Here is a 21842-nt window from a genome sequence, read left to right as displayed (position 1 = left end):
ATCAACCTATGAAGCGGGGCCCGAGACCATGCTCAACACAGACGCACTAGCCTTCCCCCGCGATTGCGGCGATTGCCCGATCCGGCACCGTGCCGTCTGCGCGCGCTGCGAATCCGAAGAGCTCGCGGTGCTCGACCAGATGAAGTTCTATCGCAGCTTCGAGGCCGGGCAGACCGTGACCTGGGCCGGGGACCGGATGGATTTCGTGGGTTCGGTGGTCAAGGGGGTCGCGACGCTGACCCAGACGCTCGAAGATGGGCGCACGCAGATGGTGGGGCTTCTGCTGCCCAGCGATTTCATCGGGCGACCCGGCCGCGAGCTTGCCAGCTATAACGCGGTGGCGACGACGGACCTCGTGATGTGCTGTTTCCGCCGCAAGCCCTTCGAGGAAATGATGCGTCGGACGCCGCAAATCGCCGAGCGGCTTCTGGAAATGACGCTCGACGAGCTGGATGCGGCGAGGGAATGGATGGTGGTGCTGGGCCGCAAGACGGCCCGCGAGAAGATCGCGTCGCTGCTGGCGATCATCGCGCGGCGGACGGCATCGCTTCACCAGGAGATGCCGAAGGGCCGGATCGTCTTCGACCTGCCTCTCACCCGCGAGGCGATGGCCGATTACCTCGGCCTGACGCTCGAAACGGTCAGCCGGCAAATCAGCGCGCTGAGGCGCGACGGGTTGATCGAGCTTCAGGGCAAGCGGCATGTGACCGTTCCCGACTTCCACGCCCTCATGGACGAAGCGGGCGACGATGCCGATGGTGGCGTCCTCGTCTGATGCGGCGCCTTGCGTCCGGTCGCCGCCGGGATCCGATCGACCCGGCGGTCGACGTCGCGTGACGCCCGCGCCTACCGGGCCATCAGCACCGGGCGCGGCGCATGTTCGAGCATGTAGCGCGTCGCACCGCCGAAGATCGCCTCGCGGAAGCGCGAATGGCCGTAGGCACCCATCACGAGCATGTCCGCATCCATGTCGCCGGCATGGCGGGCGATCACATCGGCCACGCGCGGCAGGGTTTTAGACAGGACTTCGACCTCGACCTTGTGCCCGTGCCGGGCGAGGAATTGCGACAGTAGGCCGCCGGGGTCCGAGCGCATGGGGCCATGCGCGGGCGGGTCGACCAGGACCACGTGAACCTGGTCCGCGCCCTCGATGAGCGGAAGGGCGCATTTCACGGCCCTGAGCGCCTCGGCGCTTTCGTTCCATGCCACCAGCACGCGGCGCGGGCGTTCTGTCAGGTGCGAGCCTTTGGGCAGAACCAGGACGGGGACGCTCGCATCGAAGAGACAGGCTTCGAGTGCGGCTTCGACCTCGGCGCCGCGACCCTTGGCGTAGGGTTGGGGCATGACGGCCAGATCGGCGAACCGGGCATTCAGAGACACGATGCGGGTCAGGTCGGCCATCTGGGCGACCTCGGCCTGGCAGCCCCATCGCGCATCGCTGCGCGACAGCGCCTTGCGCGCCGCCTGCTCGATCCGGCTCGCTTCGTCCTTGGCGCGATCATAGGCCTCCTGCATGAGAAGCGAGGTGGCGCCCGCGTAGTAGTTCGCGACCTGCGTGCGGTCGAGCCCGAGACAGAGCGTGTCGAGATGCGCATCGAAGGTCTGCGCGAGCGCCAGGGCGCTGGGCAGCGTGTCCTCGCCCATCTCCGTATCGGTCAGAACGGAAAAAAGTGTCTTGAACGCCATTGTGAGCCTCCTCCGGCATCGGTATCCAGATCAGAAGGCTAGAATCCTGCATCGGGACGGTCGTTGATGCGCATCAAACAATCGGCGCCTCTTTCTTGATGCAGATCAAAGCGGTTGCCGGACCGAGCGACCATTACCGCGATGTCGAACGCGCCCGCGCGACGAATCCTATGCCGTGCGGACAGGACGAAGGGACGAGATACATGACGAATTATCTGAAGTTGTTGGCGCTTGGCCTGATCACGCTTTTCGCGTTGATCGGCGCGAATTACGCCCGCGACCTGGCCTACATGGTCAACGCGTTGACCATCGCGCTGGTGGCGGGCGGGCTTTTCCTGTGGGTGTTGCGCCGCACGGATGAACCCGTTCGAAGGGTGGACCTTTCCGGCGAATACATGGACGGCGTGGTGCGCGCCGGCGTGATCGCGACGGCGCTCTGGGGCGTGGTCGGCTTTCTCGTGGGCACGTTCATCGCCTTTCAGCTTGCCTTCCCACAGCTCAACTTCGAATGGGCGCAGGGCCTTGCCAATTTCGGGCGGCTTCGTCCGCTGCACACCTCTGCGGTGATCTTCGCGTTCGGGGGCAATGCCCTGATCTGCACGTCCTTCTACGTCGTGCAGCGCACGAGCGCCGCGCGCCTGTGGGGCGGCAACCTCGCCTGGTTCGTCTTCTGGGGCTACCAGCTCGTCATCGTGCTGGCAGCGACCGGCTATCTTCTCGGCGCGACGCAGTCCAAGGAATACGCCGAGCCGGAATGGTACGTGGACTGGTGGCTGACGATCGTCTGGGTGGCCTATCTCGCGGTGTTCCTCGGCACGATCGTGAAACGCAAGGAGCCGCATATCTACGTGGCGAACTGGTTCTACCTCAGCTTCATCATCACCGTGGCGATGCTTCACATCGTCAACAACATCACGATCCCGGTCTCGATCTTCGGCTCGAAATCCGTGCAGGTCTTCTCGGGCGTTCAGGATGCAATGGTGCAGTGGTGGTATGGCCACAACGCGGTTGGCTTCTTCCTTACCGCCGGATTCCTGGGGATGATGTACTACTTCGTTCCCAAGCAGGCCGAGCGGCCGGTCTACAGCTACAAGCTCAGCATCATTCACTTCTGGGCGCTGATCTTCATCTATATCTGGGCGGGTCCGCACCACCTGCATTACACGGCGCTGCCGGACTGGGCGTCGACGCTGGGCATGGTGTTCTCGGTCATTCTCTGGATGCCCAGCTGGGGCGGGATGATCAACGGGCTCATGACGCTTTCGGGGGCATGGGACAAGCTCAGGACCGACCCGGTGATCCGCATGATGGTGATCTCGATCGGCTTCTACGGCATGTCCACCTTCGAAGGCCCGATGATGTCCATCCGCGCGGTCAACTCGCTGTCGCACTACACCGACTGGACCATCGGTCACGTTCATTCCGGCGCGCTTGGCTGGAACGGCATGATCACTTTCGGCGCGCTCTACTTCCTCGTGCCGAAACTCTGGCATCGCGAGCGGCTCTACAGCCTGAGCCTCGTGAGCTGGCATTTCTGGCTCGCGACGATCGGGATCATTCTCTACGCCGCGTCGATGTGGGTGACGGGGATCATGGAAGGCCTGATGTGGCGCGAAGTCGACGCGAACGGGTTCCTCGTCAACTCTTTCGCCGACACGGTGGCGGCCAAGTTCCCCATGCTTGTCGTGCGGGCCTTGGGCGGAGTGCTCTACATCACCGGCGCGATCATCATGTGCTACAACCTCTGGATGACCGTGAAGCGGAGTCCGGCCGTCGAAGCCAGCAACTCCGCCGTGCCGGCTGAATGAGAAGGGTCAGAAAATGAGTTCAACGAGAAAAGACGTGCCCGAAGACAAGAAGCCTCCGATGCCGGAATCGGCATCGGGCGTGGGCGAGAGACCGAAGCGCAAGTCGTTCCTCGACCGTCACCAGATCCTCGAGCGCAACATCACGCTTCTGACGATCTTCGCCTTCCTGGTGGTGACGATCGGCGGCATCGTGCAGATCGCCCCGCTCTTCTGGCTGGAAAACACGATCGAGGACGTGGAAGGCATGCGCCCCTATACGCCGCTCGAACTGACCGGGCGCGAGATCTACGTGCGCGAAGGCTGCTATGTCTGTCACAGCCAGATGATCCGCCCGATGCGCGACGAGGTCGAGCGCTATGGCCATTACAGCCTTGCGGCCGAGTCGAAATACGACCACCCGTTCCAGTGGGGCTCCAAGCGGACCGGGCCGGATCTTGCCCGCGTCGGCGGCCGCTACTCGGACGAGTGGCATGTGGACCACATGCGCGATCCGCAATCGGTGGTGCCGGAGTCGATCATGCCGAAATACGCCTTTCTCGAGGATCGGATGATCGACGGAGAACACGTGGCCGACCTTCTCAAGGCGCATCGCATGACAGGCGTGCCCTATACCGATGACATGATCGCGAACGCGCAATACGACTTCAAGGTCCAGGCCAACCCGGATGAGGATTACGATCCGTTGATCGAGCGTTACGGCGAGAGCGTGCAGGTGCGGAATTTCGACATGCGCGCGGGTATCTCGGAGATGGATGCGCTGATCGCCTACCTCCAGATGCTGGGCACGCTGGTCGATTTCTCGACCTTCACGCCTGTCGACAACCGTTAGGGGCGAGGGATGGAAACCTATTCCGCCTTGAGGGAATTCGCGGACAGCTGGATGCTGCTTTTCCTCTTCCTGTTCTTCGTGGGCGTCGTCATCTGGGTGTTCCGGCCCGGCGCCACGAAGAAATACGAAGAGCCGCGGGACATCCCGTTTCGCCACGAAGACAAGCCCGCGACGGACGATCCCGCGGATGACGACAAAAGGGAGCTGTGAAAGACATGGCCAAGACCCCGCCGAAGAAACAGCAACAGGATCCGGAGACCACCGGCCACGAGTGGGACGGGATCGAGGAGTTCAACAATCCTCTGCCGCGTTGGTGGCTCTGGACCTTCTATGCCACCATCATCTGGGGGATCGGCTATGTCATCGCCTACCCTGCGTGGCCCATGCTTACCCAGGCCACACCGGGCCTGCTGAACTACTCGACGCGGGCCGAGGTCGCCACCGAGATCGCGCGGTTCGAGGAAGCCAATGCCGAGAACATGGCGGCCCTGGCCGAGGTCGAACTGACGAAGCTTGCCGAGAACCCGGAGATCGAAGCCTATGCGGCCAAGGCCGGCGCGTCGGTTTTCCTGACCTATTGCGCCCAATGCCACGGGTCGGGCGCGGCAGGAGCCAAGGGCTATCCGAACCTGCTCGACAACGAATGGCTCTGGGGGGGTGATATCGAATCGATCTACACCACGATCGCCCATGGTATCCGCAACGACGTGGACCCGGATGCGCGCTATTCCGAGATGCCCGCCTTCGAGGAAATCCTTTCGCAGGACGAAATCGCCGCGGCGGCCAATTACGTCATGTCGCTTTCGGGCGAACCCAAGGATCCCGGCCTCGTCGATGAGGGTGAGACGGTCTACATGGACAACTGCGCGGTCTGTCACATGGAGGACGGGACCGGCGACACCAGCCAGGGCGCGCCGAACCTCGCGGATGCGATCTGGCTTTATGGCGGTGACTACGACACCATCGTCGAAACCATCAACTACAGCCGTTTCGGCGTGATGCCGCCTTGGTCGAACCGTCTGACCGAGGCGGAGGTGCGTGCGGTGGCGGCTTATGTTCACCAGTTGGGGGGCGGCGAGTAACGCGAGCCTCACACGAAACCTCGCGCCGCAAGGCGCGAGGCGGGTGCCGGCCCTTCGATCTGTTCGCGCGTTTCCCGAAGGGTCGGTGCCTCTACATCAAACTGCCGGAGCTCTCTGACGTGAAAGCCGCCCCGAGGTGATCGGGGCGGCTTTCACGTTCATGGGCGGGATCCTTCAGGCTCGCGCCTCGGTGCGGCTGCAAGACCGCGGCGCCCACCGGACGCGGCGCGCGTGTCCGACTGTGCATTTCCAACGGCCGGGCGTTTCAGTCACGGCGGCGCCCTTCGGTCTGCGCCATCAACTCGACCTCTCGCCTTGTATCGAAGCGGATGTGGCGGCCCCAGTGATTCATCTCGGGCGTCTCGGGCGTGCGGGTGGCAGTCATGAAAGATCTGGCGTATATTCCGAACATGGCGCGTCTCCTCTGGAGAGTTTCGACTGCTTATATAATTGCTTATTCTGGGGGATTATGCGAGGCAGGAATATAACCGATATTAAAGTCTGGCTTACATCATGAACTGGCTCGACCTTCCACCGCTGACTGCCTTGCGCGCTTTCGCTGCTTTCGCTGAGACCGGATCGGTGGTCGACGCAGGTGCCGCCCTCAACGTCAGCCATGCCGCGGTAAGCCAGCAATTGCGGGCCTTGGAGGCGCATATGGGTGCGACGCTTCTGGATCGGAGCGGGCGCGCGATGAAGCTCACGGTGGAGGGGCAGCAACTGGCCGAGGCGCTGCGCACGGGGTTCGGAGCGATCGCGCACTCGGTCGAGACCATCACAGGCGCCGATGCCGCCCGGCCCCTTCACATTACCACGACGCCACTTTTCGCCTCGGCCTGGCTCATGCCGCAGATGTCTGCCTTTCATGCAGCGCATCCGGGCACCAACCTCATCCTGAGCACGTCGCCCGAGATCCAGGCGCTCGAGCCGGGCGGTATAGATGTGGCGATCCGGTATGGATCCGGGGTGTGGCCGGGGCTCGAAAGCGAATGCCTCTTTACCTCGCCCATGGTGCTTGTCGGGGCACCGTCGCTCGTGGGGGACGAACCGGTGCGCGACATGAGCGCGCTGTCGCGGTTCCCGGTGTTGCAGGACGGCGGCCTGTCGGAGGTGAATCGATGGCTGAAGGATGCGGGCGTGCTCGATGGGCGCGACAGCACGTCCATCCAGCTTCCCGGCAACCTGCTTCTGGACGCGGTCCGCGACGGGCAGGGGGTCGCCGTGGTCATCAGAACCTTCGTCGAGCAGGATCTCAAGGCCAACCGGCTGCGCCTTCTCTACACGCATGACACCGGCAAGGGATATCACGTGGTGACACGTCCCGGTGTGCTTCGCCCCGTCGCGCGTGTCTTCGTCAAATGGCTGCGCACGCAGCTGCGGCTTTCCGACCCACTGACTAAAAGCTGAATTCGGGACTAGTATTTGATGCAGGTCAATGTCCATGCCGGCCACGACTGCGAGAAGCGGGCCGTGGATCCAATCAAACCCGTGGAGTGATGCCGTTGGCAGACACATCGCAAGACAGCGGACCCGGCCTCTATGCCGCCCGCGAACCGATTTTTCCCAAGAAGGTCTACGGCAAGTTCCGAAACCTGAAATGGATCATCATGGCCGTCACCCTGGGCATCTATTACGTGTTGCCCTGGATCAGGTGGGATCGCGGCCCCGAACTGCCCGATCAGGCGGTTCTGGTCGACCTGGCGTCGCGACGGTTCTTCTTTTTCTGGATCGAGATCTGGCCGCACGAGTTCTATTTCGTGGCCGGCCTCCTGGTCATGGCGGGGCTCGGTCTTTTCCTCTTCACCTCGGCGCTTGGCCGGGTCTGGTGCGGCTATGCCTGTCCGCAAACCGTGTGGACGGACCTCTTCATCCTTGTCGAGCGGTGGATCGAAGGCGACCGAAACGCACGCCTGCGCCTGCACCGGCAGAAGAACTGGGATTTCCGAAAGGCGCGGCTTCGACTCACGAAATGGGTTGTCTGGCTTCTGATCGCGGTCGCGACGGGAGGGGCCTGGGTGTTCTACTTCACCGATGCGCCCACGCTTCTCGGCGATCTCTTCACTCTCGATGCGCATCCGGTCGCCTATACCACGATAGCCATCCTGACCGGCACCACCTTCCTTTTCGGCGGGTTCGCGCGCGAGCAGATTTGTATCTATGCCTGCCCCTGGCCGCGTATCCAGGCCGCGATGATGGACGAGGAAACGCTGGTCGTAGGCTACCGCGAATGGCGTGGCGAACCGCGGAAACATTCCGAGGCGGTCAAGGCCGGCGCGCCGCAGGGAGATTGTATCGACTGCATGGCCTGCGTGAACGTCTGCCCGATGGGCATCGATATCCGCGATGGTCAGCAGATGGAGTGTATCACCTGCGCCCTGTGCATCGACGCCTGCGATGACGTGATGGCCAAGATCGGCAAGCCGCGCGGGCTTATCGATTACATGGCGCTGACCGACGAAAAGAACGAACGGGCCGGAAAACCGCCCAAGCCGATCTGGAAGCATGTCTTCCGTCCCAGGACGATCCTCTACACATCGCTCTGGTCGCTCGTGGGCGTGGGTCTTCTCTTCGCGCTGTTCGTTCGCTCGGATATCGAGATGACGGTCGCGCCTGTGCGCAATCCGACCTATGTGACCATGTCCGACGGTACGATCCGCAACAGCTACGAGGTTCGCATTCTCAACAAGCTCGGCGAGGCGCGCGAATTCCGGCTGAGTATCGCCGATCGACCCGAGCTGAGCCTTCTGCTCGAGGGGGAGCCGGATCAGACAGTGACTGTCCCGGCGGATTCGACCTATAATCAGCGTCTCTATATCGAGGCTGGCCCCGGCACCGAGGCCGCGCAGGCGGACCGCACCGATGTGCGGCTTTGGATCGAGGATGCGGAGAATGGCGATCGGGCCTACAAGGATACGGTCTTCAACGGAAGGGGCGGGTGATGGAAATGCGTGAGATCAAGGGCTGGCACGTGTTCGCAGGCTTCGCCGCGGCCTTCGCGATCATCATTTCGGTGAACCTGGTTCTTGCCGTCTCGGCCATCCGGACGTTTCCGGGCCTTGAGGTCAAGAATTCCTACGTCGCGAGCCAGACCTTCGATGAGAGGCGCGCGGCGCAGGACGCGTTGGGCTGGGACGTGGCGGCCCGTCATCAGGGCGGTGTTCTTACCCTCGCGATCCGTGACCGTGAGGGCCGGGTGATCGAGGTCGACGCGCTCGAGGCGACGGTGGGCCGTGCCACGCATGTGTACGCCGATGTCACGCCCGATTTCCGCATGACCGAAAGCGGTTATGTCGCCCCGGTCGAGCTGGGTGACGGGAACTGGAATATCCGGATGACGGCGCGCGCGCCCGACGGAACGCCGTTTGCTCGCCGCGTCGTCCTCATCAAGGAGTGAGGACATGACGGTCGCCCTGCGTCCCTCGGCCTGTCCGGCCTGCACGGCTGCCCCTGCCGCAGAGGCGGCGGCGGAACGGGATGCGCCCCGGGACGCGCAGATCTTCCTTTCACTTCCGACCATTCACTGCGCGGCCTGCATCGCCCGGATCGAGCGCGGCCTGTCGGAGCATCCCGGTGTGCGCGCGGCGCGTGTGAACCTGACCCGCAAGAGAGCAAGCGTGACTGCGGCCGATGATGTCTCCGCCGCGCAACTGGTGGCCGCGGTCGAGGCGATGGGCTACGAGGCGCATGAACTCGATGCGTCGAGCCTGCGCGCGACCGAGACGGATCGCGCGGGACGCGACCTGCTGATGCGGATGGCGGTCGCCGGTTTCGCAAGCATGAACGTGATGCTGCTCTCGGTGTCGGTCTGGTCGGGGGCCGAGGACGCCACCCGCGATCTTTTCCACTGGATCTCGGCAGCGATCGCCCTGCCGACGATCGCTTTCTCGGGGCAACCCTTCTTCCGCAACGCATGGTCGGCGCTGAAGGCCAAGCGGCTCAACATGGATGTGCCGATCTCCCTCGCCATTCTTCTCGCGGTCGTGACTTCGCTGTGGGAAACCGCGCTTTCGGGGGAGCACGCCTATTTCGATGCGGCGGTCGCGCTGACCTTCTTCCTGCTGGCGGGGCGCTATCTCGACCACCGGACCCGCGCCGTCGCGCGCTCGGCCGCCGAGGAGTTGACCGCGCTCGAGGTGCCGCGCGCATGGCGCATCGGGGCGGACGGCGTGGAGCGGGAAGTGGATGTGGCGGAACTGGTCGAAGGCGATCTTATCCGTGTTCGCCCGGGCGCGCGCTGTCCGGTGGATGGCGAGGTCGTGGAGGGCACCTCCGAGATGGATCGCTCGCTTCTGACGGGCGAGACCTTGCCCGTCTTCTCGGGACCGGGGCAGCCGGTTTCGGCGGGCGAGATCAACCTTTCCGGACCGCTCGTCATTCGCGCGACGGCGGTGGGGACGGATACCTCGCTGCACCGTCTGGCCGACCTGGTGGCTGTCGCCGAGGCGGGACGCGCGCGATACACCTCGCTCGCCGACCGGGCGGCGAAACTCTATGCACCGGGGGTTCATATCCTGGCCGCGCTTGCCTTCGCGGGGTGGTACCTTGCCACGTGGGACGTGCGCACGGCGCTGAACATTGCTGCGGCGGTTCTGATCATCACCTGCCCCTGCGCGCTCGGCCTCGCGGTGCCGGCGGTGACCACGGCGGCGAGCGGGCGCCTCTTCCGGCAAGGGATGCTCATCAAGCATGAAACCGCGCTCGAGCGTCTGGCCGAGGTGGATTGCGTCGTCTTCGACAAGACCGGGACCCTGACCGAGGGCGATCCGCGCCTCGTCGCAAACGACGAGTTCGACGCTGACGATCTCGCGCGGGCGGCCGCGCTTGCCGAGGGGTCATCACATCCCCTGGCGCGTGCGGTTCTGCGCGCGGCCCGTGACGCGGGAGTGGCTCCCGCGAAGATCGAGAACGTGGAGGAGGTCCCGGGTTACGGCATACGCGGTCAGATCGGCGGTGAGGAGATCCGGCTGGGTCGCGCGGCCTGGGTTGACGCCGAGACAGGTGCGAGCACCGAGACCTGGCTTCGCGTGGGGCGGCGCGACGCTGTGCGGTTCGCCTTCGAGGACCGGCTGCGCGAGGGCGCGAGCGATACGGTCGCCGCACTTCGGGGGGCCGGGCATCGCGTGCTGCTGATCTCGGGCGACACCGAGCGCGCGGTTGCGAGCCTGGCTGCACGCGTCGGGATCGACGAATGGCTGGCCGAGACACGCCCGGAGGACAAGGTGGCGCGTATCGAGGCGCTGACTGCCGAAGGCGCCCACGTTCTGATGGTGGGCGACGGTCTCAACGACACGGCGGCGCTGGCCGCGGCTCATGTCTCGATCTCGCCCGCGTCGGCGCTTGATGCGGCACGGGCCGCGTCGGATATCGTGCTTCTGGGGCGAAACCTTTCGCCGGTCGCCGGATCGCTCGACCTGGCGCGCAAGGCGACGAGGCGGATTACCGAGAACTTCCGCATCGCAACGATCTACAATATCGTGGCCGTGCCCCTGGCCGTTGCGGGCCTTGCGACACCGCTCGTGGCCGCGCTGGCCATGTCGACGAGTTCGATCACGGTTTCACTGAATGCGCTGCGCCTGAGGTGACACATGAACATCCTTGCCTATCTCATCCCGATTTCGCTGGTGCTCGGCGGCGTAGGCCTGGTCGGTTTCATCTATACCGTCCGAAGCAACCAGTATGACGACCCCGAGGGGGATGCCGAGCGCATCCTGTCGGATGAATGGGATGATCATCCGAAACCGTGAGGCAAGCGCGCCATCGCAGAGGAGTCCCGGTGGCCGGGATCAGCCCGGATCGATCATGAAGCAGGTAATCTTCTTGGCCTGAAGCCGCCGGCAGGCAAGGTCGGCCGTTTCGCGCGTCAGGCCGAAGAAATTGGCGTCATAGCCGCCCCGACGCTCGACCACCTTGCGCAGCGCTTCGTCCAGCGTGTCGAGCTCGCTCAGGGCGGTTTGCAGAAGCACCTGGCGGGCCTTGTACTGGCTTGGATAGCGGCCGACATTGATGCCCCAGTTGCGTCCGCCCGATGTCGAGATGCGGGTGACGACTTCCTGCTCGGGGGGCTCGGGCGAGATATCGCTCAGCACGAGGCCTTGCGGACGAAGCTCCGGTTTGACGCTGGCCAGAACGGTTGTTTCGGGCGCCGCCTCGGGGACCGGCTCCGCCGTGGGCTGCGCCGCGCCACGCGCGATCTCGGTCTCGGCCGGCGCCTCGGGTTCGGTGCTTTCGACGATGGTCGTCTCTGGGGTGAGTTCGACCGCTTGCGCCTGTTGAAGCGCCTCCTCGATATCGGCCTTGGCCACCACGGTCACGACAGGCGTTTCAGGCACGGGCCGCGCGGTGGGGCGCAGGCTTTTCTTGACCGCCGCGGCGGACGCGAGGCGCACGATCTTGCCGACACCGCCCGGCGCGTCGCCGTCGATCTTGCCGTAATAGGCGGGCTTGGCGGGTTTGTTATATGCCACGCGAGTGGGCGCGCTTTTGAAGCCCATGTCCAACAGCTCGGCCACGCGCGCGTTGCGCCAATGCGAGGATTGACCGCCGAAGACGGTGGCGATGATCCGTTCCTGCCCCCGCTCCGCGCTTGCGACGAGGTTGAATCCGGCGGCACGGGTGTATCCGGTCTTGATCCCGTCGGCGCCACGATAGGCGCTGAGCAGGCGGCGGTTCGTGTTGCTGACGCTCCGGATCCCGGCGTCGGTGCTCGTGCGGGAGAAGAGGTTGTAGTAACCCGGATAGTCATAGAACAGGTGACGTCCCAGCGTGGTCATGTCCCGCGCCGTGGAGAGATGCCCCTGCTCGGTCAGGCCATGGGCGTTCTTGAAGGTGGTTCGTGTCATGCCAAGCGCCTTGGCGGTGCGGTTCATGCGCCGCGCGAAGCGGGCTTCGGACCCCTCGATCGCTTCGGCCAGCGCGGTGGCCGCATCGTTGGCGGACTTCACCGCCGCTGCACGGATCAGGTAACGCAACTTGATCTTCTGGCCCGACTTGAGGCCCAGCTTGCTGGGAGGTTCGCTTGCGGCATGGCGCGAGATCGTGACGTAATCATCAAGCCCGATCTCGCCGTTCTCGACAGCCTCGAAGACCACGTAGAGCGTCATCATCTTGGTCAGAGACGCCGGATGCAACCGGGTATCGGCATTGCGCGAATGAAGAACTTCGCCGGATCGGGCGTCGATGACCATGGCGGCATAGGGGGCTGCGGCCGCGCTCAGCGGCACGACCACGAACAACCACACGGCGGCCAAGGCCACCAGTATCAAACGCACCGGATGCGTGTCCCGCGTTCTCATGAACCTGCTCTTTTACTGCCTCACGCCGCCGGTTTTCCGGCTGGCTTCTCGTTCTTGATGTCAGGCTAGCATAAGAGGAGTGGCAAATAAAGTGTTCAATTATAACGATTTTGCGGCAGGTTACATGAACCGGGTCCAAGATGTTGGGGCAGGCCGGGGAGCGTCAACCACACCTGCCAATGTGGCAGAAATGTGGCAAGCTGGGTCATCGCCCGCGTCCCGGCCTGCGGACCTCGGCGTGTCGCGGACAGCTGACCAGGTGATCGTTGACGATGCCGCAGGCCTGCATGAAGGCGTAAGTGATGGTGGGGCCGCAGAATCGGAACCCGCGCCGCTTCAGATCGCGCGAAATCTCGCGCGAGAGCGGCGTTTCGGCGGGCACATCGGCCAGCGTTTCCCACGCGTTCTGGAGCGGCGCCCCGCCGACGAAGGACCATAGGTAATGGTCGAAGCCCTGATCGGCCTCGATCACCTGCCAGGCACGGGCATTTCCGATCGTCGCTTCGATCTTGCCCCGGTGCCGCACGATGCCGGGATCCGACAGGAGGCGTGCGACATCCTCCTCTCCCCAGTTCGCGATGACATGAGGGTCGAAGCCCTTGAATGCCCGTCGAAAATTGTCGCGCTTCTTCAGGATCGTGATCCAGCTCAGCCCCGCCTGGAAGCCGTCTAGCACCAGCTTCTCCCACAGGGCACGGCTGTCGTATTCCGGAACGGCCCATTCGGTGTCGTGATAGGCCTCGTAGATGGGGTCCGGTCCGACCCAGCCACAGCGTTCACTCATTGTCCTGACCTTAATTCGCGAGATGTGCGCGATTTGAACGGATTTCTTAAGTGATCCTTAGCGCAGAGAGGGCATGGTGTCGCCAGTGAATGAGGAGCACGCCGCATGAGCGCCAGGGCCAAGTGGGCTGATATCCCCCTCGATCAGCAGGATCCGCTCTCCTATGCCGTATCGGCGCGCGACCGGACCGTGATCGACATGGTCGAGGCCGCGGTGCGCCACAAGCAGGTGATGCTTGCGTTTCAGCCCGTCGTGCCGTCGCAACGGACCGACCGCCCAGCCTTCTACGAGGGGTTGATTCGTATCCTCGACGAGACCGGGAGAATTATTCCCGCGCGCGATTTCATCGGCGCCATCGAGACGAGCGAGACGGGGCGCATCATTGATTGCCTCGCGATCGAGAAAGGACTGCTCACGCTCGCGCAGTATCCTGACCTGCGCTTGTCCATCAACATGTCGGCGCGCTCGATCGGGTACGGGCGTTGGATGCGCGCATTGCAAAAGGGGTTGCAACGCGACCGCACGGTGGGGGAACGGCTGATCCTCGAGATTACCGAGAGCTCGGCCATGATCGTGCCGGAACTCGTCACCAATTTCATGAAGGATCTCCAGGCGCAGGGCGTGAGCTTCGCGCTCGACGATTTCGGCGCGGGCTATACGTCGTTCCGTTATCTCAAGCAGTTCTTCTTCGACATCCTCAAGATCGACGGTCAGTTCATTCGCGGTATCGCGACCGATCCCGACAACCAGGTCCTGACCCAGGCACTGACCACGATCGGACGACAGTTCGACATGTTCGTCGTGGCCGAAAGCGTCGAGCGGCCCGACGACGCGCGCTACCTTGCATCGATCGGCGTCGACTGCCTGCAGGGCTACTTCTTCGGTGCGCCGACCGTGCGGCCCGACTGGCTGCGCGAGGAGGCGCGACGCCGCGATGCGTGATCGCGGAACGGCTTTCGCGGCGCGCACGGCAGGCCCGTTGCCGCACTGCGGCGGCTGGGGTACATTCCACCTCGACCTGGCGGGGGATTCGCACGTGGGTGGCAGTTCGGCCGCCACGTCGCCGACCCGCAGCAACATCGGTGGGAGTTTTCATGACAAACGTAGTTATCGCATCCGCAGCGCGCACCGCGGTCGGCTCGTTCGGCGGCGCCTTCGCCAATACCCCGGCACATGATCTCGGCGCCGCGGTTCTCGAGGCGATCTGCGCGCGGGCCGGGGTCGACAAGGGGGAGGTCTCCGAGACGATCCTCGGCCAGGTTCTGACGGCCGGCCAGGGCCAGAACCCCGCGCGGCAGGCGCATGTGAACGCCGGGCTTCCCATCGAAAGCGCGGCCTGGGGCATCAACCAGGTCTGCGGTTCGGGACTTCGGGCCGTGGCGATCGGGGCTCAGCATATTCAGCTTGGCGATGCCAAGATCATCGCCGCGGGCGGGCAGGAGAACATGTCGATGTCGCCCCATTGTCAGAACATGCGGCAAGGTCAGAAGATGGGCGACATGACGCTCATCGACACGATGATCCGCGATGGCCTTTGGGATGCGTTCAACGGCTATCACATGGGGCAGACCGCCGAGAACGTGGCCGAGAAGTGGCAGATCGGGCGCGAGCAGCAGGACGAGTTCGCCCTTGCAAGCCAGAACAAGGCCGAGGCCGCGCAGAAGGCCGGCCGGTTCGAGGATGAAATCGTGCCTTTCACGGTCAAGACCCGCAAGGGCGAGACGGTGGTCGAGCATGACGAATATATCCGGCACGGTGCCTCGATCGAGGCGATGCAGAAGATGCGTCCGGCCTTCGCCAAGGACGGCTCGGTCACGGCGGCCAACGCAAGCGGGATCAACGATGGCGCCGCGGCCGTCCTCCTGATGAGCGCCGAGGAGGCGGAGGCACGCGGCATCACGCCGCTCGCCCGCATCGCGTCCTACGCGACCGCCGGTCTGGACCCGGCGATCATGGGCGTCGGTCCCGTCAGCGCCTCGCGCAAGGCGCTCGAGAAAGCGGGCTGGAGCGTCGATGATCTCGATCTCGTCGAGGCAAACGAAGCCTTCGCCGCCCAGGCCTGCGCCGTGAACAAGGAAATGGGGTGGGATCCCGAGATCGTGAACGTCAACGGCGGCGCGATTGCCATCGGCCATCCCATCGGGGCGTCCGGGTGTCGCGTTCTGAACACCCTGCTGTTCGAGATGCAACGACGCGACGCCAAGAAAGGGATCGCGACCCTTTGCATCGGTGGCGGCATGGGCGTCGCCATGTGCGTCGAGCGCGGCTGAGCCAAGCGCAGGCGGGGTCCGCTCGGGCGGGCCCTCGCCGTTTTCCGACATGGCCCGGCCGCATCCCCCCTTCGATCAGGTCGTCTTCTCCGGCGGCGGCACGCGCTGTTTCTGGCAAGGGGGGTTCATGCACGTCGCCCGCGACCGCGTGGCGCCGAACCCGGAGCGGATCACGGCAGTGAGTGGTGGCGTGCTCACCGGCGCCGGGTTCATCGCCCACAGGGGCGAGCAGATCCTGAGCCTCATGAGCGAGGCGTTTTCCGATCTCGACAGCAACCTGAAGCTGGACGATCTGATCGAGGACGAGGGGATCACGCCGCACCAGCGAATCTATCGCGAGGTCGTCACCGAGGCTTTCCCGCCCGAGGCGATCGACGCCGTGGCGGAGGGACCTGACTATCACGTCCTGCTCGCGCACCCACCGACAGGGCCGTTCGCCGATCTGAGCGCAACCGCTGCGACGCTTGCCTACGAGGCCGAGCTGCATCTTGTCTCGGGGCCGCATTTCAACTGGGCCGAACGCATGGGCATCACCACCTCGCGCGTCGATGCGCGCAAGGCCGCGCGCGAGGGTATGCTCGTCGAGCTCATCTGTGCCGCTGCCGTGATTCCCCCGCTTTTCGCGCTGGCCAAGTGGGAAGGAAAGGACGTGATCGACGGAGGCATGTCCGATCAGGCGCCGCTGCCGGAGCCGGACGAAGGGACGACACTCATCCTTCTGACGCGCGACTATGACAGGATCCCGGAGCGTGACGACAGGCTCTACCTGGCACCTTCGGAAGAGACCGAGGCGGACAAGATCGACTTCACCGATCCCGAAAAGATTGCCCGGACGTGGGAACAGGGTATCAAGGATGCGGAGTTGTTCCTGAACAACCTGCAGAAAAACTAACCAGCAGAGGAGATCATTCATGGGTAGAACCGCACTCGTCACCGGCGGCAGCCGCGGCATCGGCGCAGCCATTTCCAAGGCACTTCAAGCGGAAGGATATACCGTTGCGGCCACCTACGCGGGCAACGACGACGCCGCGTCCAAGTTCACCGAGGAGACCGGCATCAAGACCTACAAGTGGAACGTGGCGGATTACGAGGAAAGCGCCGCGGGCATCAAGAAAGTCGAGGAGGAGGTCGGACCCATCGACATCGTCGTGGCCAATGCCGGCATCACGCGTGATGCGCCCTTCCACAAGATGACGCCCGAGCAGTGGAAAGAGGTGATCGATACCAACCTCACCGGGGTCTTCAACACCATCCACCCGGTCTGGCCCGGCATGCGCGAGCGCAAGTTCGGACGCGTCATCGTCATCAGCTCGATCAACGGGCAGAAGGGCCAGTTCGCGCAGGTCAACTATGCCGCGACGAAGGCGGGCGATCTGGGCATCGTGAAGAGCCTCGCCCAGGAAGGCGCGCGGGCGGGGATCACGGCCAATGCCATTTGCCCCGGCTATATCGCCACCGAGATGGTCATGGCGGTGCCCGAGAAAGTGCGCGAATCGATCATCGCCCAGATCCCTGCGGGCCGCTTGGGCGAACCGGAAGAGATCGCGCGCTGCGTCACCTTCCTTGCCTCGGATGATGCGCAGTTCATCAACGGATCGACGATCTCGGCGAACGGGGCACAATATTTCGCCTGAGTGCGTCCAAACGAGAAAGGCCGGCCTTCGATGAGGCCGGCCTTGGTGACGGATCGGATGGTCGTCAGGCCGGGGCCGACAATTTCTCGATCTGTTCCTTGAGCTTGAGCTTCTGTTTCTTGAGTTCCGCGATTTCCTGATCGGTCGATCCGGGGGCGCGCTGCGCCTCCTCGACCCGGAGCGAGAGCGCGTGGTGCTTTTTCTTCAGTTCCTCGACATGCGAACTCAGGCTCATGGACGATCTCCTCTCGTGGATGAATGTTCAACGTCCCGAGTGCATCATAAAACACGGCACCTGTCACGCCGCACGCGCAGCATCCTGCCGGGCATTTTGCCGCGAGTTTTACCGGACACGCGCGGGAAACGGCAGCGGCGCGGCGTCACGCAGGACCGAAGCCGTTGCTTTCGTGTAATTTTCGCCGTCTTTCTCGTGTCGCTCGCCCGCGTGCAGGATCCAGCCCGCGTGAAGGCAGAATTCTGCGCGACCGCCCTTGCGGCCACGCACGATCACGAGGCGCGGCGCACGGCCCCCGCGTGGCAGGAGGGGCAGGGCCTCGATGCTTCCGAGCTGTTCGGCCATCACCGACAGGAGCTCGGGCAGGCGGGCCGCGCGTTGAATGAAGGTGACCGTGCCGCCGGGCCGGGTGCGGCGGGAGGCGGCCTCGACCCAGTGGGCGAGGGGGGTCTGCTCACCCAACGCGACCTCGCGCGCCGGGTCGGCTGCGGCGGTGCCGGCATCACGCCGAAAATAAGGGGGATTGGCCAGCACGTGATCGAAGCGACGCGCGCGAAGCTCGGCCGGCATCCGGTCAAGATCTCCTTCGAAAACGGTGAAATCTGCCGCGTTCTCGCGCGCGTTGCGACGGGCGAGCGCGGCGTAGGCCGGATGCCGTTCGAGCCCTGCGACCGCCGCGCCGGGAACACGCTGCGCGACGCAGAGGCCCGCCACCCCGACGCCACAGCCGAGATCGAGCACCTGCTCGCCCGCCCGGGCGGGGATTGTCGCGGCCAGGAGCACCGGATCCACGCCCGCCCGGTAGCCCGAGACAGGCTGATGAACATGAAGCCGCCCGCCCAGAAACGCATCGCGTCGCGTCTCAGGCATCGACCTCGATCCCGTTGTCGCGGAGGGCGCGCATTGCGGCGACGTGATCGCGCTCGCGCACCATGAGGCGGCGGGGGAAAATGCCGATCCCGCCCTCGAGGACGCTCATGTTTACGTCCATTTCAAAGCAGTCTATACCCTCGCCCTGAAGCAGGGCCCGCGCGAAGGCAAGCGTTGCCGGGTCGGTGCTGCGAAGAAGTAGTTTCATGAGACGGACTTAAGGTTGCCGCCCCGGTTTGTCGAGCGGCAGGATGGGACCAGGGATGAGCCTCGACGAAGCCGCGCAGAAGCCTCATGACCGCCTTGCAGAGCGGTTCGCCCCGAAGATGGCCGCGGTCAATGCCGAGATTGCCCGGCGCATGTCGTCGCAGCACGCGCCGCGTATCCCCGAGGTGACGGCACATCTGGTCGATGCGGGAGGCAAGCGGCTTCGCCCCATGCTCACGCTCGCGGCGGCGGACCTGTGCGGCTACGAGGGCGATCACGACGTGCGCCTCGCGGCGACAGTCGAGTTCATCCATACGGCCACGCTTCTGCATGACGACGTGGTCGATGAGAGCGCGCAGCGCCGGGGGCGTCCCACGGCGAACCTGCTATGGGACAACAAGTCGAGCGTTCTGGTGGGCGACTATCTTTTCGCGCGATCCTTTCAGTTGATGGTGGAAACCGGCTCGCTCAGGGTGCTCGACATTCTTGCCAACGCCTCGGCGACGATCGCCGAGGGCGAGGTGCTGCAACTCACCGCGTCGCGCGATATCGGGACGGACGAGGCCACCTATCTCCAGGTCGTGCGGGGCAAGACGGCGGCCCTGTTCTCGGCGGCCACCGAGGCGGGCGGCGTGATCGCCGGGGCCGAAGACGACGTGACGCGCGCGCTTTTCGATTATGGCGACGCGCTTGGGGTTGCCTTCCAGATCGCTGATGATCTGCTTGATTTCCAAGGGGATAGCGCGGTCACGGGCAAGAATGTGGGCGACGATTTCCGCGAGCGGAAGCTCACCTTGCCGCTGATCAAGGCGATCGCGCGGGCCGATGACGAGGAGCGCGCGTTCTGGCGCCGCACGATCGAGAAAGGGCGGCAGGAGGAGGGTGATCTCGACCATGCCATCGCCCTGCTCGACCGGCATCGCGCGCTCGAGGCCACGCGCGAGGACGCGCATGGCTGGGTCGCGAAGGCGCATGACGCGCTGCGGCGTCTGCCCGAACATCCCGTGCGCGGACTGCTGGCCGATCTGGCCGACTACGTGGTGGCGCGGGTGTCCTGACGATCGAGCCACGCGCGCACCGCCGCCTCGAATTCGCGCGGTTTCTCGGCATGGAGCCAATGGCCCGCCTCGGGAATGCTGACGAAGCGGGCGGCGGGGAAAAGCGCCGTGATGCGGTCGCGGTGGGCGCGGGTCACGTAGTCCGAGGTTGCGCCTGTGAGAAAGAGCGTCGGCCCGGCGTAACTCCCAGAAACATCGGGGAAATCCATGATCTTCGGCATTTCCGAGATGAGCGTGTCGAGGTTGAGTTTCCAGCGTCGCTCTTTCACGTCGAGCGATTGCAGGAAGAACGGCACCAGGTCGGGATTGTCCACGCGCGGCATGAGGCGCTCGGCCGCGTCGGAGCGGCGCTCGATGCCCGCGAGGTCGGTGTCGCGCATCGCCTCGGCATAGCCCTTTTGGCTATGCGCATAGGCCACGGGCGCAATGTCGGCCACGATGAGGCTTTGCACGAGGTCGGGACGTTCGAGCGCCAGAAGCATCGCCGCCTTTCCGCCCATCGAATGCCCCATGACATGCCGTGGGACGGCGCCGGCCTCGATCACCTCGGCGAGGTCGTGGGCCATCTCGGGATAGCTGTGCGTTTCGGTGCCGGGGCTGTCCCCGTGGTTGCGCATGTCGACGGCAGTGACCTGCCGGGTGTCCGCAAGCCGCTTGGCGATCACGCCCCAGTTACGCGCCGAGCCGTAAAGCCCGTGCGCGATCAGAAGTCCGGTGCGCCCGGTCGGTTGGCCATGAGTGATGGTGTTCAGCATATGCGCAGGTTTACCGCCTCGGGGGAATCGCGTAAACCGCTGAAATCCTTGGGATGTGGCCGATGATTGACCCAGATGCCTTCGACGCGCGGATTGAGGCGCTCAAAGCCCGCTTGCGCGAGAAGCTCGGCGCGCGGGGCAAGACGCTTGCGCGCGCGCTTCGCCATGCGGGGCGGCGACTTCCGAAATGGGTGCGGCGCGAGGGCGCGGTGCTGGTCGATGCGCAGGCCAGGCGGGGGCATCCGCGTATCTGGCGACAGGTTAACGAGGCCGAGATCGACCGCGCCTTCGAGCGGATCGAAAGTCATCTCGACACGATCGACCCCAAGGACCGGCGGCGCGGCGTGATCCTTGGTCTGCTTGGCGGGATCGTCTTCAACCTGCTGATCGTGCTGGCATTTCTTCTGGCGGTTCTGTGGTGGCAAGATCTGATCTGACCAGGGGCGCGGCGCTGAGCGGGCCGCGCACGACAATGGTGACGGTCACGAATGCCACGTAGAGCAGCAGGTACCACGAGCCGAGTTTCCCGATGCTCACCAGCTCGAGCCGTGCCTGCCCGGAATAGACCCAGGTGCCTGTCATCGTCCCGATATTCTCGGCGATCCAGAGAAAGACCGCCGAGAGAAACGCCGCGAGCGGGAGCGGCATCCAGTAGAGGTTGGCCCCGATCCGGTACCAGATCCGCGTGCGCGAGAAGAGGATCAGGGTCGCCGCGAAAAGGCCCACGCGGATATCCGGCACGAAGTGATGCGCGAAGAAGTTCACGTAGATCGCCGTGGCGAGCAGAAGCGTGGCCCAGAAAGGCGGGTAGGGCGCGAATCGCATGTCGAAGACGCGAATCGTCCGGGCCATGAAGCTGCCCACGCTGGCATACATGAAGCCCGAGAAAAGCGGCACGCCGAAGAATTTCAGCAATCCGGCCTCGGGGTAGGCCCATGATCCCGCGTGAACCTTGAAAATCTCCATCGCGGTGCCGGTCGCGTGAAAGAGCAGGATGACCCGCGCCTCGGCCCATGTTTCGAGTTTGAGCGCGAGAAAGAGCACCTGGAGCCCCACCGCGATCAGCACAAGCGCGTCGTAGCGATGAACGGTCCATCCGCCCTGCCAGATCGCCTTGGTGAGGATGATGGCGAAAAGTAAAGAAATTCCGAAAAGCGCGGACCACCCCATCTTGAGCACGAACATCACGAGTTCCGCCACCCATCCGGGCAGACAGGCGCGCATCCGGTCGCCGAGCGCGCGCTCGAGGCGGCGGGTCGTGGTGGGGGTGTGCGCAGGGCGCTTTGTCATCGGTTCATAAGACAGGGGCGGCGCCGGTCTGTCCAACACCGC

The 21842-nt window shown here is 64.4% G+C and carries 25 protein-coding genes; 16 read left to right on the top strand and 9 right to left on the bottom strand.

Annotation, left to right across the window (positions count from 1 at the left end):
- The first annotated feature begins 28 nt into the window (after positions 1-28).
- The gene (gene fnrL, locus K1T73_RS15250) at positions 29-775 is read left to right on the top strand and encodes a transcriptional regulator FnrL (RefSeq protein ID WP_220601522.1); all 747 of its coding nucleotides are present in this window, start codon (positions 29-31) and stop codon (positions 773-775) included.
- Between the two features lie 71 nt (positions 776-846).
- Here fnrL and K1T73_RS15245 read toward each other — a convergent pair whose 3' ends face one another.
- The gene (locus tag K1T73_RS15245) at positions 847-1686 is read right to left on the bottom strand and encodes a universal stress protein (RefSeq protein ID WP_220601521.1); all 840 of its coding nucleotides are present in this window, start codon (positions 1684-1686) and stop codon (positions 847-849) included.
- Between the two features lie 203 nt (positions 1687-1889).
- Between K1T73_RS15245 and ccoN the strand changes: the two genes are divergently transcribed.
- Genes ccoN through ccoP form a run of 4 tightly spaced genes read left to right on the top strand, consistent with a single transcriptional unit; the run spans position 1890 to position 5405 of the window.
- Complete coding sequence (gene ccoN / locus K1T73_RS15240; RefSeq protein ID WP_220601520.1) at positions 1890-3494, top strand: cytochrome-c oxidase, cbb3-type subunit I; 1605 nt, start codon at positions 1890-1892, stop codon at positions 3492-3494.
- A gap of 58 nt (positions 3495-3552) precedes the next feature.
- Positions 3553-4323 carry a cytochrome-c oxidase, cbb3-type subunit II gene (gene ccoO, locus K1T73_RS15235; protein WP_220603771.1) on the top strand — a complete coding sequence of 257 codons (771 nt, stop codon included), beginning with the start codon at positions 3553-3555 and terminating at the stop codon, positions 4321-4323.
- 9 nt (positions 4324-4332) lie between these two features.
- Positions 4333-4533, top strand: coding sequence for a cbb3-type cytochrome c oxidase subunit 3 (locus K1T73_RS15230; protein WP_220601519.1), 201 nt, complete (start codon positions 4333-4335; stop codon positions 4531-4533).
- Positions 4534-4538: 5 nt separating this feature from the next.
- Positions 4539-5405 (top strand): cytochrome-c oxidase, cbb3-type subunit III, encoded by an 867-nt coding sequence (gene ccoP, locus K1T73_RS15225; RefSeq protein WP_220601518.1) that lies wholly within the window; start codon positions 4539-4541, stop codon positions 5403-5405.
- 265 nt (positions 5406-5670) lie between these two features.
- Here ccoP and K1T73_RS15220 read toward each other — a convergent pair whose 3' ends face one another.
- Positions 5671-5817: a hypothetical protein gene (locus K1T73_RS15220; protein ID WP_220601517.1), complete on the bottom strand. Its 147-nt coding sequence runs from the start codon at positions 5815-5817 to the stop codon at positions 5671-5673.
- Positions 5818-5918: 101 nt separating this feature from the next.
- On the opposite strand from K1T73_RS15220, the gene K1T73_RS15215 reads away from it, so the two are divergent.
- The 5 genes from K1T73_RS15215 (at position 5919) to ccoS (ending at position 11149) form a co-directional block, all read left to right on the top strand.
- On the top strand, positions 5919-6812 hold the full coding sequence (locus tag K1T73_RS15215) for a LysR substrate-binding domain-containing protein (protein ID WP_220601516.1): 894 nt from the start codon (positions 5919-5921) through the stop codon (positions 6810-6812).
- Between the two features lie 89 nt (positions 6813-6901).
- The gene (gene ccoG, locus K1T73_RS15210; protein WP_409077716.1) at positions 6902-8344 is read left to right on the top strand and encodes a cytochrome c oxidase accessory protein CcoG; all 1443 of its coding nucleotides are present in this window, start codon (positions 6902-6904) and stop codon (positions 8342-8344) included.
- Entirely contained in the window at positions 8344-8799 is a 456-nt protein-coding gene (locus K1T73_RS15205; RefSeq protein ID WP_220601514.1) for a FixH family protein, read from the top strand. The genes ccoG and K1T73_RS15205 overlap by 1 nt, the downstream gene beginning before the upstream one ends.
- 4 nt (positions 8800-8803) lie before the next feature.
- Entirely contained in the window at positions 8804-10987 is a 2184-nt protein-coding gene (locus tag K1T73_RS15200) for a heavy metal translocating P-type ATPase (RefSeq protein ID WP_220601513.1), read from the top strand.
- A 3-nt stretch (positions 10988-10990) separates the two neighbouring features.
- Complete coding sequence (ccoS, locus tag K1T73_RS15195) at positions 10991-11149, top strand: cbb3-type cytochrome oxidase assembly protein CcoS (RefSeq protein ID WP_220601512.1); 159 nt, start codon at positions 10991-10993, stop codon at positions 11147-11149.
- A gap of 39 nt (positions 11150-11188) precedes the next feature.
- On the opposite strand, the gene K1T73_RS15190 is transcribed toward ccoS, so the two are convergent.
- On the bottom strand, positions 11189-12697 hold the full coding sequence (locus K1T73_RS15190) for a D-alanyl-D-alanine carboxypeptidase family protein (protein WP_220601511.1): 1509 nt from the start codon (positions 12695-12697) through the stop codon (positions 11189-11191).
- A 205-nt stretch (positions 12698-12902) separates the two neighbouring features.
- Complete coding sequence (locus tag K1T73_RS15185; protein WP_220601510.1) at positions 12903-13481, bottom strand: DNA-3-methyladenine glycosylase I; 579 nt, start codon at positions 13479-13481, stop codon at positions 12903-12905.
- A 105-nt stretch (positions 13482-13586) separates the two neighbouring features.
- Here K1T73_RS15185 and K1T73_RS15180 point away from each other — a divergent pair, with 105 nt between their 5' ends.
- The 4 genes from K1T73_RS15180 to phbB all read left to right on the top strand — a co-directional run bounded on the left by K1T73_RS15180 (position 13587) and on the right by phbB (position 17385).
- The gene (locus K1T73_RS15180; RefSeq protein ID WP_220601509.1) at positions 13587-14423 is read left to right on the top strand and encodes an EAL domain-containing protein; all 837 of its coding nucleotides are present in this window, start codon (positions 13587-13589) and stop codon (positions 14421-14423) included.
- 152 nt (positions 14424-14575) lie between these two features.
- Positions 14576-15751: an acetyl-CoA C-acetyltransferase gene (locus tag K1T73_RS15175; RefSeq protein WP_220601508.1), complete on the top strand. Its 1176-nt coding sequence runs from the start codon at positions 14576-14578 to the stop codon at positions 15749-15751.
- 49 nt (positions 15752-15800) lie between these two features.
- Positions 15801-16643: a patatin-like phospholipase family protein gene (locus K1T73_RS15170; protein WP_220601507.1), complete on the top strand. Its 843-nt coding sequence runs from the start codon at positions 15801-15803 to the stop codon at positions 16641-16643.
- A gap of 19 nt (positions 16644-16662) precedes the next feature.
- The gene (gene phbB, locus K1T73_RS15165; RefSeq protein ID WP_220601506.1) at positions 16663-17385 is read left to right on the top strand and encodes an acetoacetyl-CoA reductase; all 723 of its coding nucleotides are present in this window, start codon (positions 16663-16665) and stop codon (positions 17383-17385) included.
- 64 nt (positions 17386-17449) lie between these two features.
- On the opposite strand, the gene K1T73_RS15160 is transcribed toward phbB, so the two are convergent.
- From K1T73_RS15160 to K1T73_RS15150, 3 genes are all read right to left on the bottom strand, one after another.
- A complete protein-coding gene (locus tag K1T73_RS15160; protein WP_220601505.1) occupies positions 17450-17620 on the bottom strand; it encodes a DUF465 domain-containing protein in 171 nt (56 codons plus the stop codon).
- A gap of 108 nt (positions 17621-17728) precedes the next feature.
- Positions 17729-18490 carry a tRNA1(Val) (adenine(37)-N6)-methyltransferase gene (locus K1T73_RS15155; protein ID WP_220601504.1) on the bottom strand — a complete coding sequence of 254 codons (762 nt, stop codon included), beginning with the start codon at positions 18488-18490 and terminating at the stop codon, positions 17729-17731.
- Positions 18483-18698, bottom strand: coding sequence for a DUF2007 domain-containing protein (locus tag K1T73_RS15150; RefSeq protein ID WP_220601503.1), 216 nt, complete (start codon positions 18696-18698; stop codon positions 18483-18485). The genes K1T73_RS15155 and K1T73_RS15150 overlap by 8 nt, the downstream gene beginning before the upstream one ends.
- A 55-nt stretch (positions 18699-18753) precedes the next feature.
- Here K1T73_RS15150 and K1T73_RS15145 point away from each other — a divergent pair, with 55 nt between their 5' ends.
- Positions 18754-19755, top strand: coding sequence for a polyprenyl synthetase family protein (locus K1T73_RS15145; protein WP_220601502.1), 1002 nt, complete (start codon positions 18754-18756; stop codon positions 19753-19755).
- Here the strand turns inward: K1T73_RS15145 and K1T73_RS15140 are convergent.
- Positions 19731-20510: an alpha/beta fold hydrolase gene (locus tag K1T73_RS15140; RefSeq protein ID WP_220601501.1), complete on the bottom strand. Its 780-nt coding sequence runs from the start codon at positions 20508-20510 to the stop codon at positions 19731-19733. The two genes, K1T73_RS15145 and K1T73_RS15140, sit on opposite strands and share 25 nt — an antisense overlap.
- A 62-nt stretch (positions 20511-20572) precedes the next feature.
- Between K1T73_RS15140 and K1T73_RS15135 the strand changes: the two genes are divergently transcribed.
- Positions 20573-20947 (top strand): hypothetical protein, encoded by a 375-nt coding sequence (locus K1T73_RS15135; protein WP_220601500.1) that lies wholly within the window; start codon positions 20573-20575, stop codon positions 20945-20947.
- Here K1T73_RS15135 and K1T73_RS15130 read toward each other — a convergent pair.
- Positions 20886-21800, bottom strand: a complete 915-nt coding sequence (locus tag K1T73_RS15130) for a DUF817 domain-containing protein (protein ID WP_220601499.1) — start codon at positions 21798-21800, stop codon at positions 20886-20888. The genes K1T73_RS15135 and K1T73_RS15130 overlap by 62 nt on opposite strands.
- Positions 21801-21842 lie beyond the last annotated feature (42 nt).

Origin of the sequence: Roseovarius sp. SCSIO 43702, from assembly GCF_019599045.1 — a bacterium.
In the GTDB taxonomy this organism is placed as follows: domain Bacteria; phylum Pseudomonadota; class Alphaproteobacteria; order Rhodobacterales; family Rhodobacteraceae; genus Roseovarius.
Note: the sequence above shows the minus strand (reverse complement) of the source record. Positions and strands in the feature narration are given on the sequence as shown.

Bases quoted from the DNA above. Each gene is read 5' to 3' on its own strand.
- K1T73_RS15220 (WP_220601517.1), bottom strand. From the start codon at position 5,817: ATGTTCGGAATATACGCCAGATCTTTCATGACTGCCACCCGCACGCCC.
- ccoP (WP_220601518.1), top strand. From the start codon at position 4,539: ATGGCCAAGACCCCGCCGAAGAAACAGCAACAGGATCCGGAGACCACC.
- K1T73_RS15215 (WP_220601516.1), top strand. From the start codon at position 5,919: ATGAACTGGCTCGACCTTCCACCGCTGACTGCCTTGCGCGCTTTCGCT.
- ccoN (WP_220601520.1), top strand. From the start codon at position 1,890: ATGACGAATTATCTGAAGTTGTTGGCGCTTGGCCTGATCACGCTTTTC.
- K1T73_RS15150 (WP_220601503.1), bottom strand. From the start codon at position 18,698: ATGAAACTACTTCTTCGCAGCACCGACCCGGCAACGCTTGCCTTCGCG.
- K1T73_RS15160 (WP_220601505.1), bottom strand. From the start codon at position 17,620: ATGAGCCTGAGTTCGCATGTCGAGGAACTGAAGAAAAAGCACCACGCG.
- K1T73_RS15230 (WP_220601519.1), top strand. From the start codon at position 4,333: ATGGAAACCTATTCCGCCTTGAGGGAATTCGCGGACAGCTGGATGCTG.
- fnrL (WP_220601522.1), top strand. From the start codon at position 29: ATGCTCAACACAGACGCACTAGCCTTCCCCCGCGATTGCGGCGATTGC.
- K1T73_RS15140 (WP_220601501.1), bottom strand. From the start codon at position 20,510: ATGCTGAACACCATCACTCATGGCCAACCGACCGGGCGCACCGGACTT.
- ccoG (WP_409077716.1), top strand. From the start codon at position 6,902: ATGCCGTTGGCAGACACATCGCAAGACAGCGGACCCGGCCTCTATGCC.
- K1T73_RS15130 (WP_220601499.1), bottom strand. From the start codon at position 21,800: ATGACAAAGCGCCCTGCGCACACCCCCACCACGACCCGCCGCCTCGAG.
- K1T73_RS15205 (WP_220601514.1), top strand. From the start codon at position 8,344: ATGGAAATGCGTGAGATCAAGGGCTGGCACGTGTTCGCAGGCTTCGCC.
- K1T73_RS15145 (WP_220601502.1), top strand. From the start codon at position 18,754: ATGAGCCTCGACGAAGCCGCGCAGAAGCCTCATGACCGCCTTGCAGAG.
- phbB (WP_220601506.1), top strand. From the start codon at position 16,663: ATGGGTAGAACCGCACTCGTCACCGGCGGCAGCCGCGGCATCGGCGCA.
- K1T73_RS15135 (WP_220601500.1), top strand. From the start codon at position 20,573: ATGATTGACCCAGATGCCTTCGACGCGCGGATTGAGGCGCTCAAAGCC.
- K1T73_RS15180 (WP_220601509.1), top strand. From the start codon at position 13,587: ATGAGCGCCAGGGCCAAGTGGGCTGATATCCCCCTCGATCAGCAGGAT.
- K1T73_RS15185 (WP_220601510.1), bottom strand. From the start codon at position 13,481: ATGAGTGAACGCTGTGGCTGGGTCGGACCGGACCCCATCTACGAGGCC.
- K1T73_RS15245 (WP_220601521.1), bottom strand. From the start codon at position 1,686: ATGGCGTTCAAGACACTTTTTTCCGTTCTGACCGATACGGAGATGGGC.
- ccoS (WP_220601512.1), top strand. From the start codon at position 10,991: ATGAACATCCTTGCCTATCTCATCCCGATTTCGCTGGTGCTCGGCGGC.
- K1T73_RS15200 (WP_220601513.1), top strand. From the start codon at position 8,804: ATGACGGTCGCCCTGCGTCCCTCGGCCTGTCCGGCCTGCACGGCTGCC.
- ccoO (WP_220603771.1), top strand. From the start codon at position 3,553: ATGCCGGAATCGGCATCGGGCGTGGGCGAGAGACCGAAGCGCAAGTCG.
- K1T73_RS15190 (WP_220601511.1), bottom strand. From the start codon at position 12,697: ATGAGAACGCGGGACACGCATCCGGTGCGTTTGATACTGGTGGCCTTG.
- K1T73_RS15155 (WP_220601504.1), bottom strand. From the start codon at position 18,490: ATGCCTGAGACGCGACGCGATGCGTTTCTGGGCGGGCGGCTTCATGTT.
- K1T73_RS15170 (WP_220601507.1), top strand. From the start codon at position 15,801: ATGGCCCGGCCGCATCCCCCCTTCGATCAGGTCGTCTTCTCCGGCGGC.
- K1T73_RS15175 (WP_220601508.1), top strand. From the start codon at position 14,576: ATGACAAACGTAGTTATCGCATCCGCAGCGCGCACCGCGGTCGGCTCG.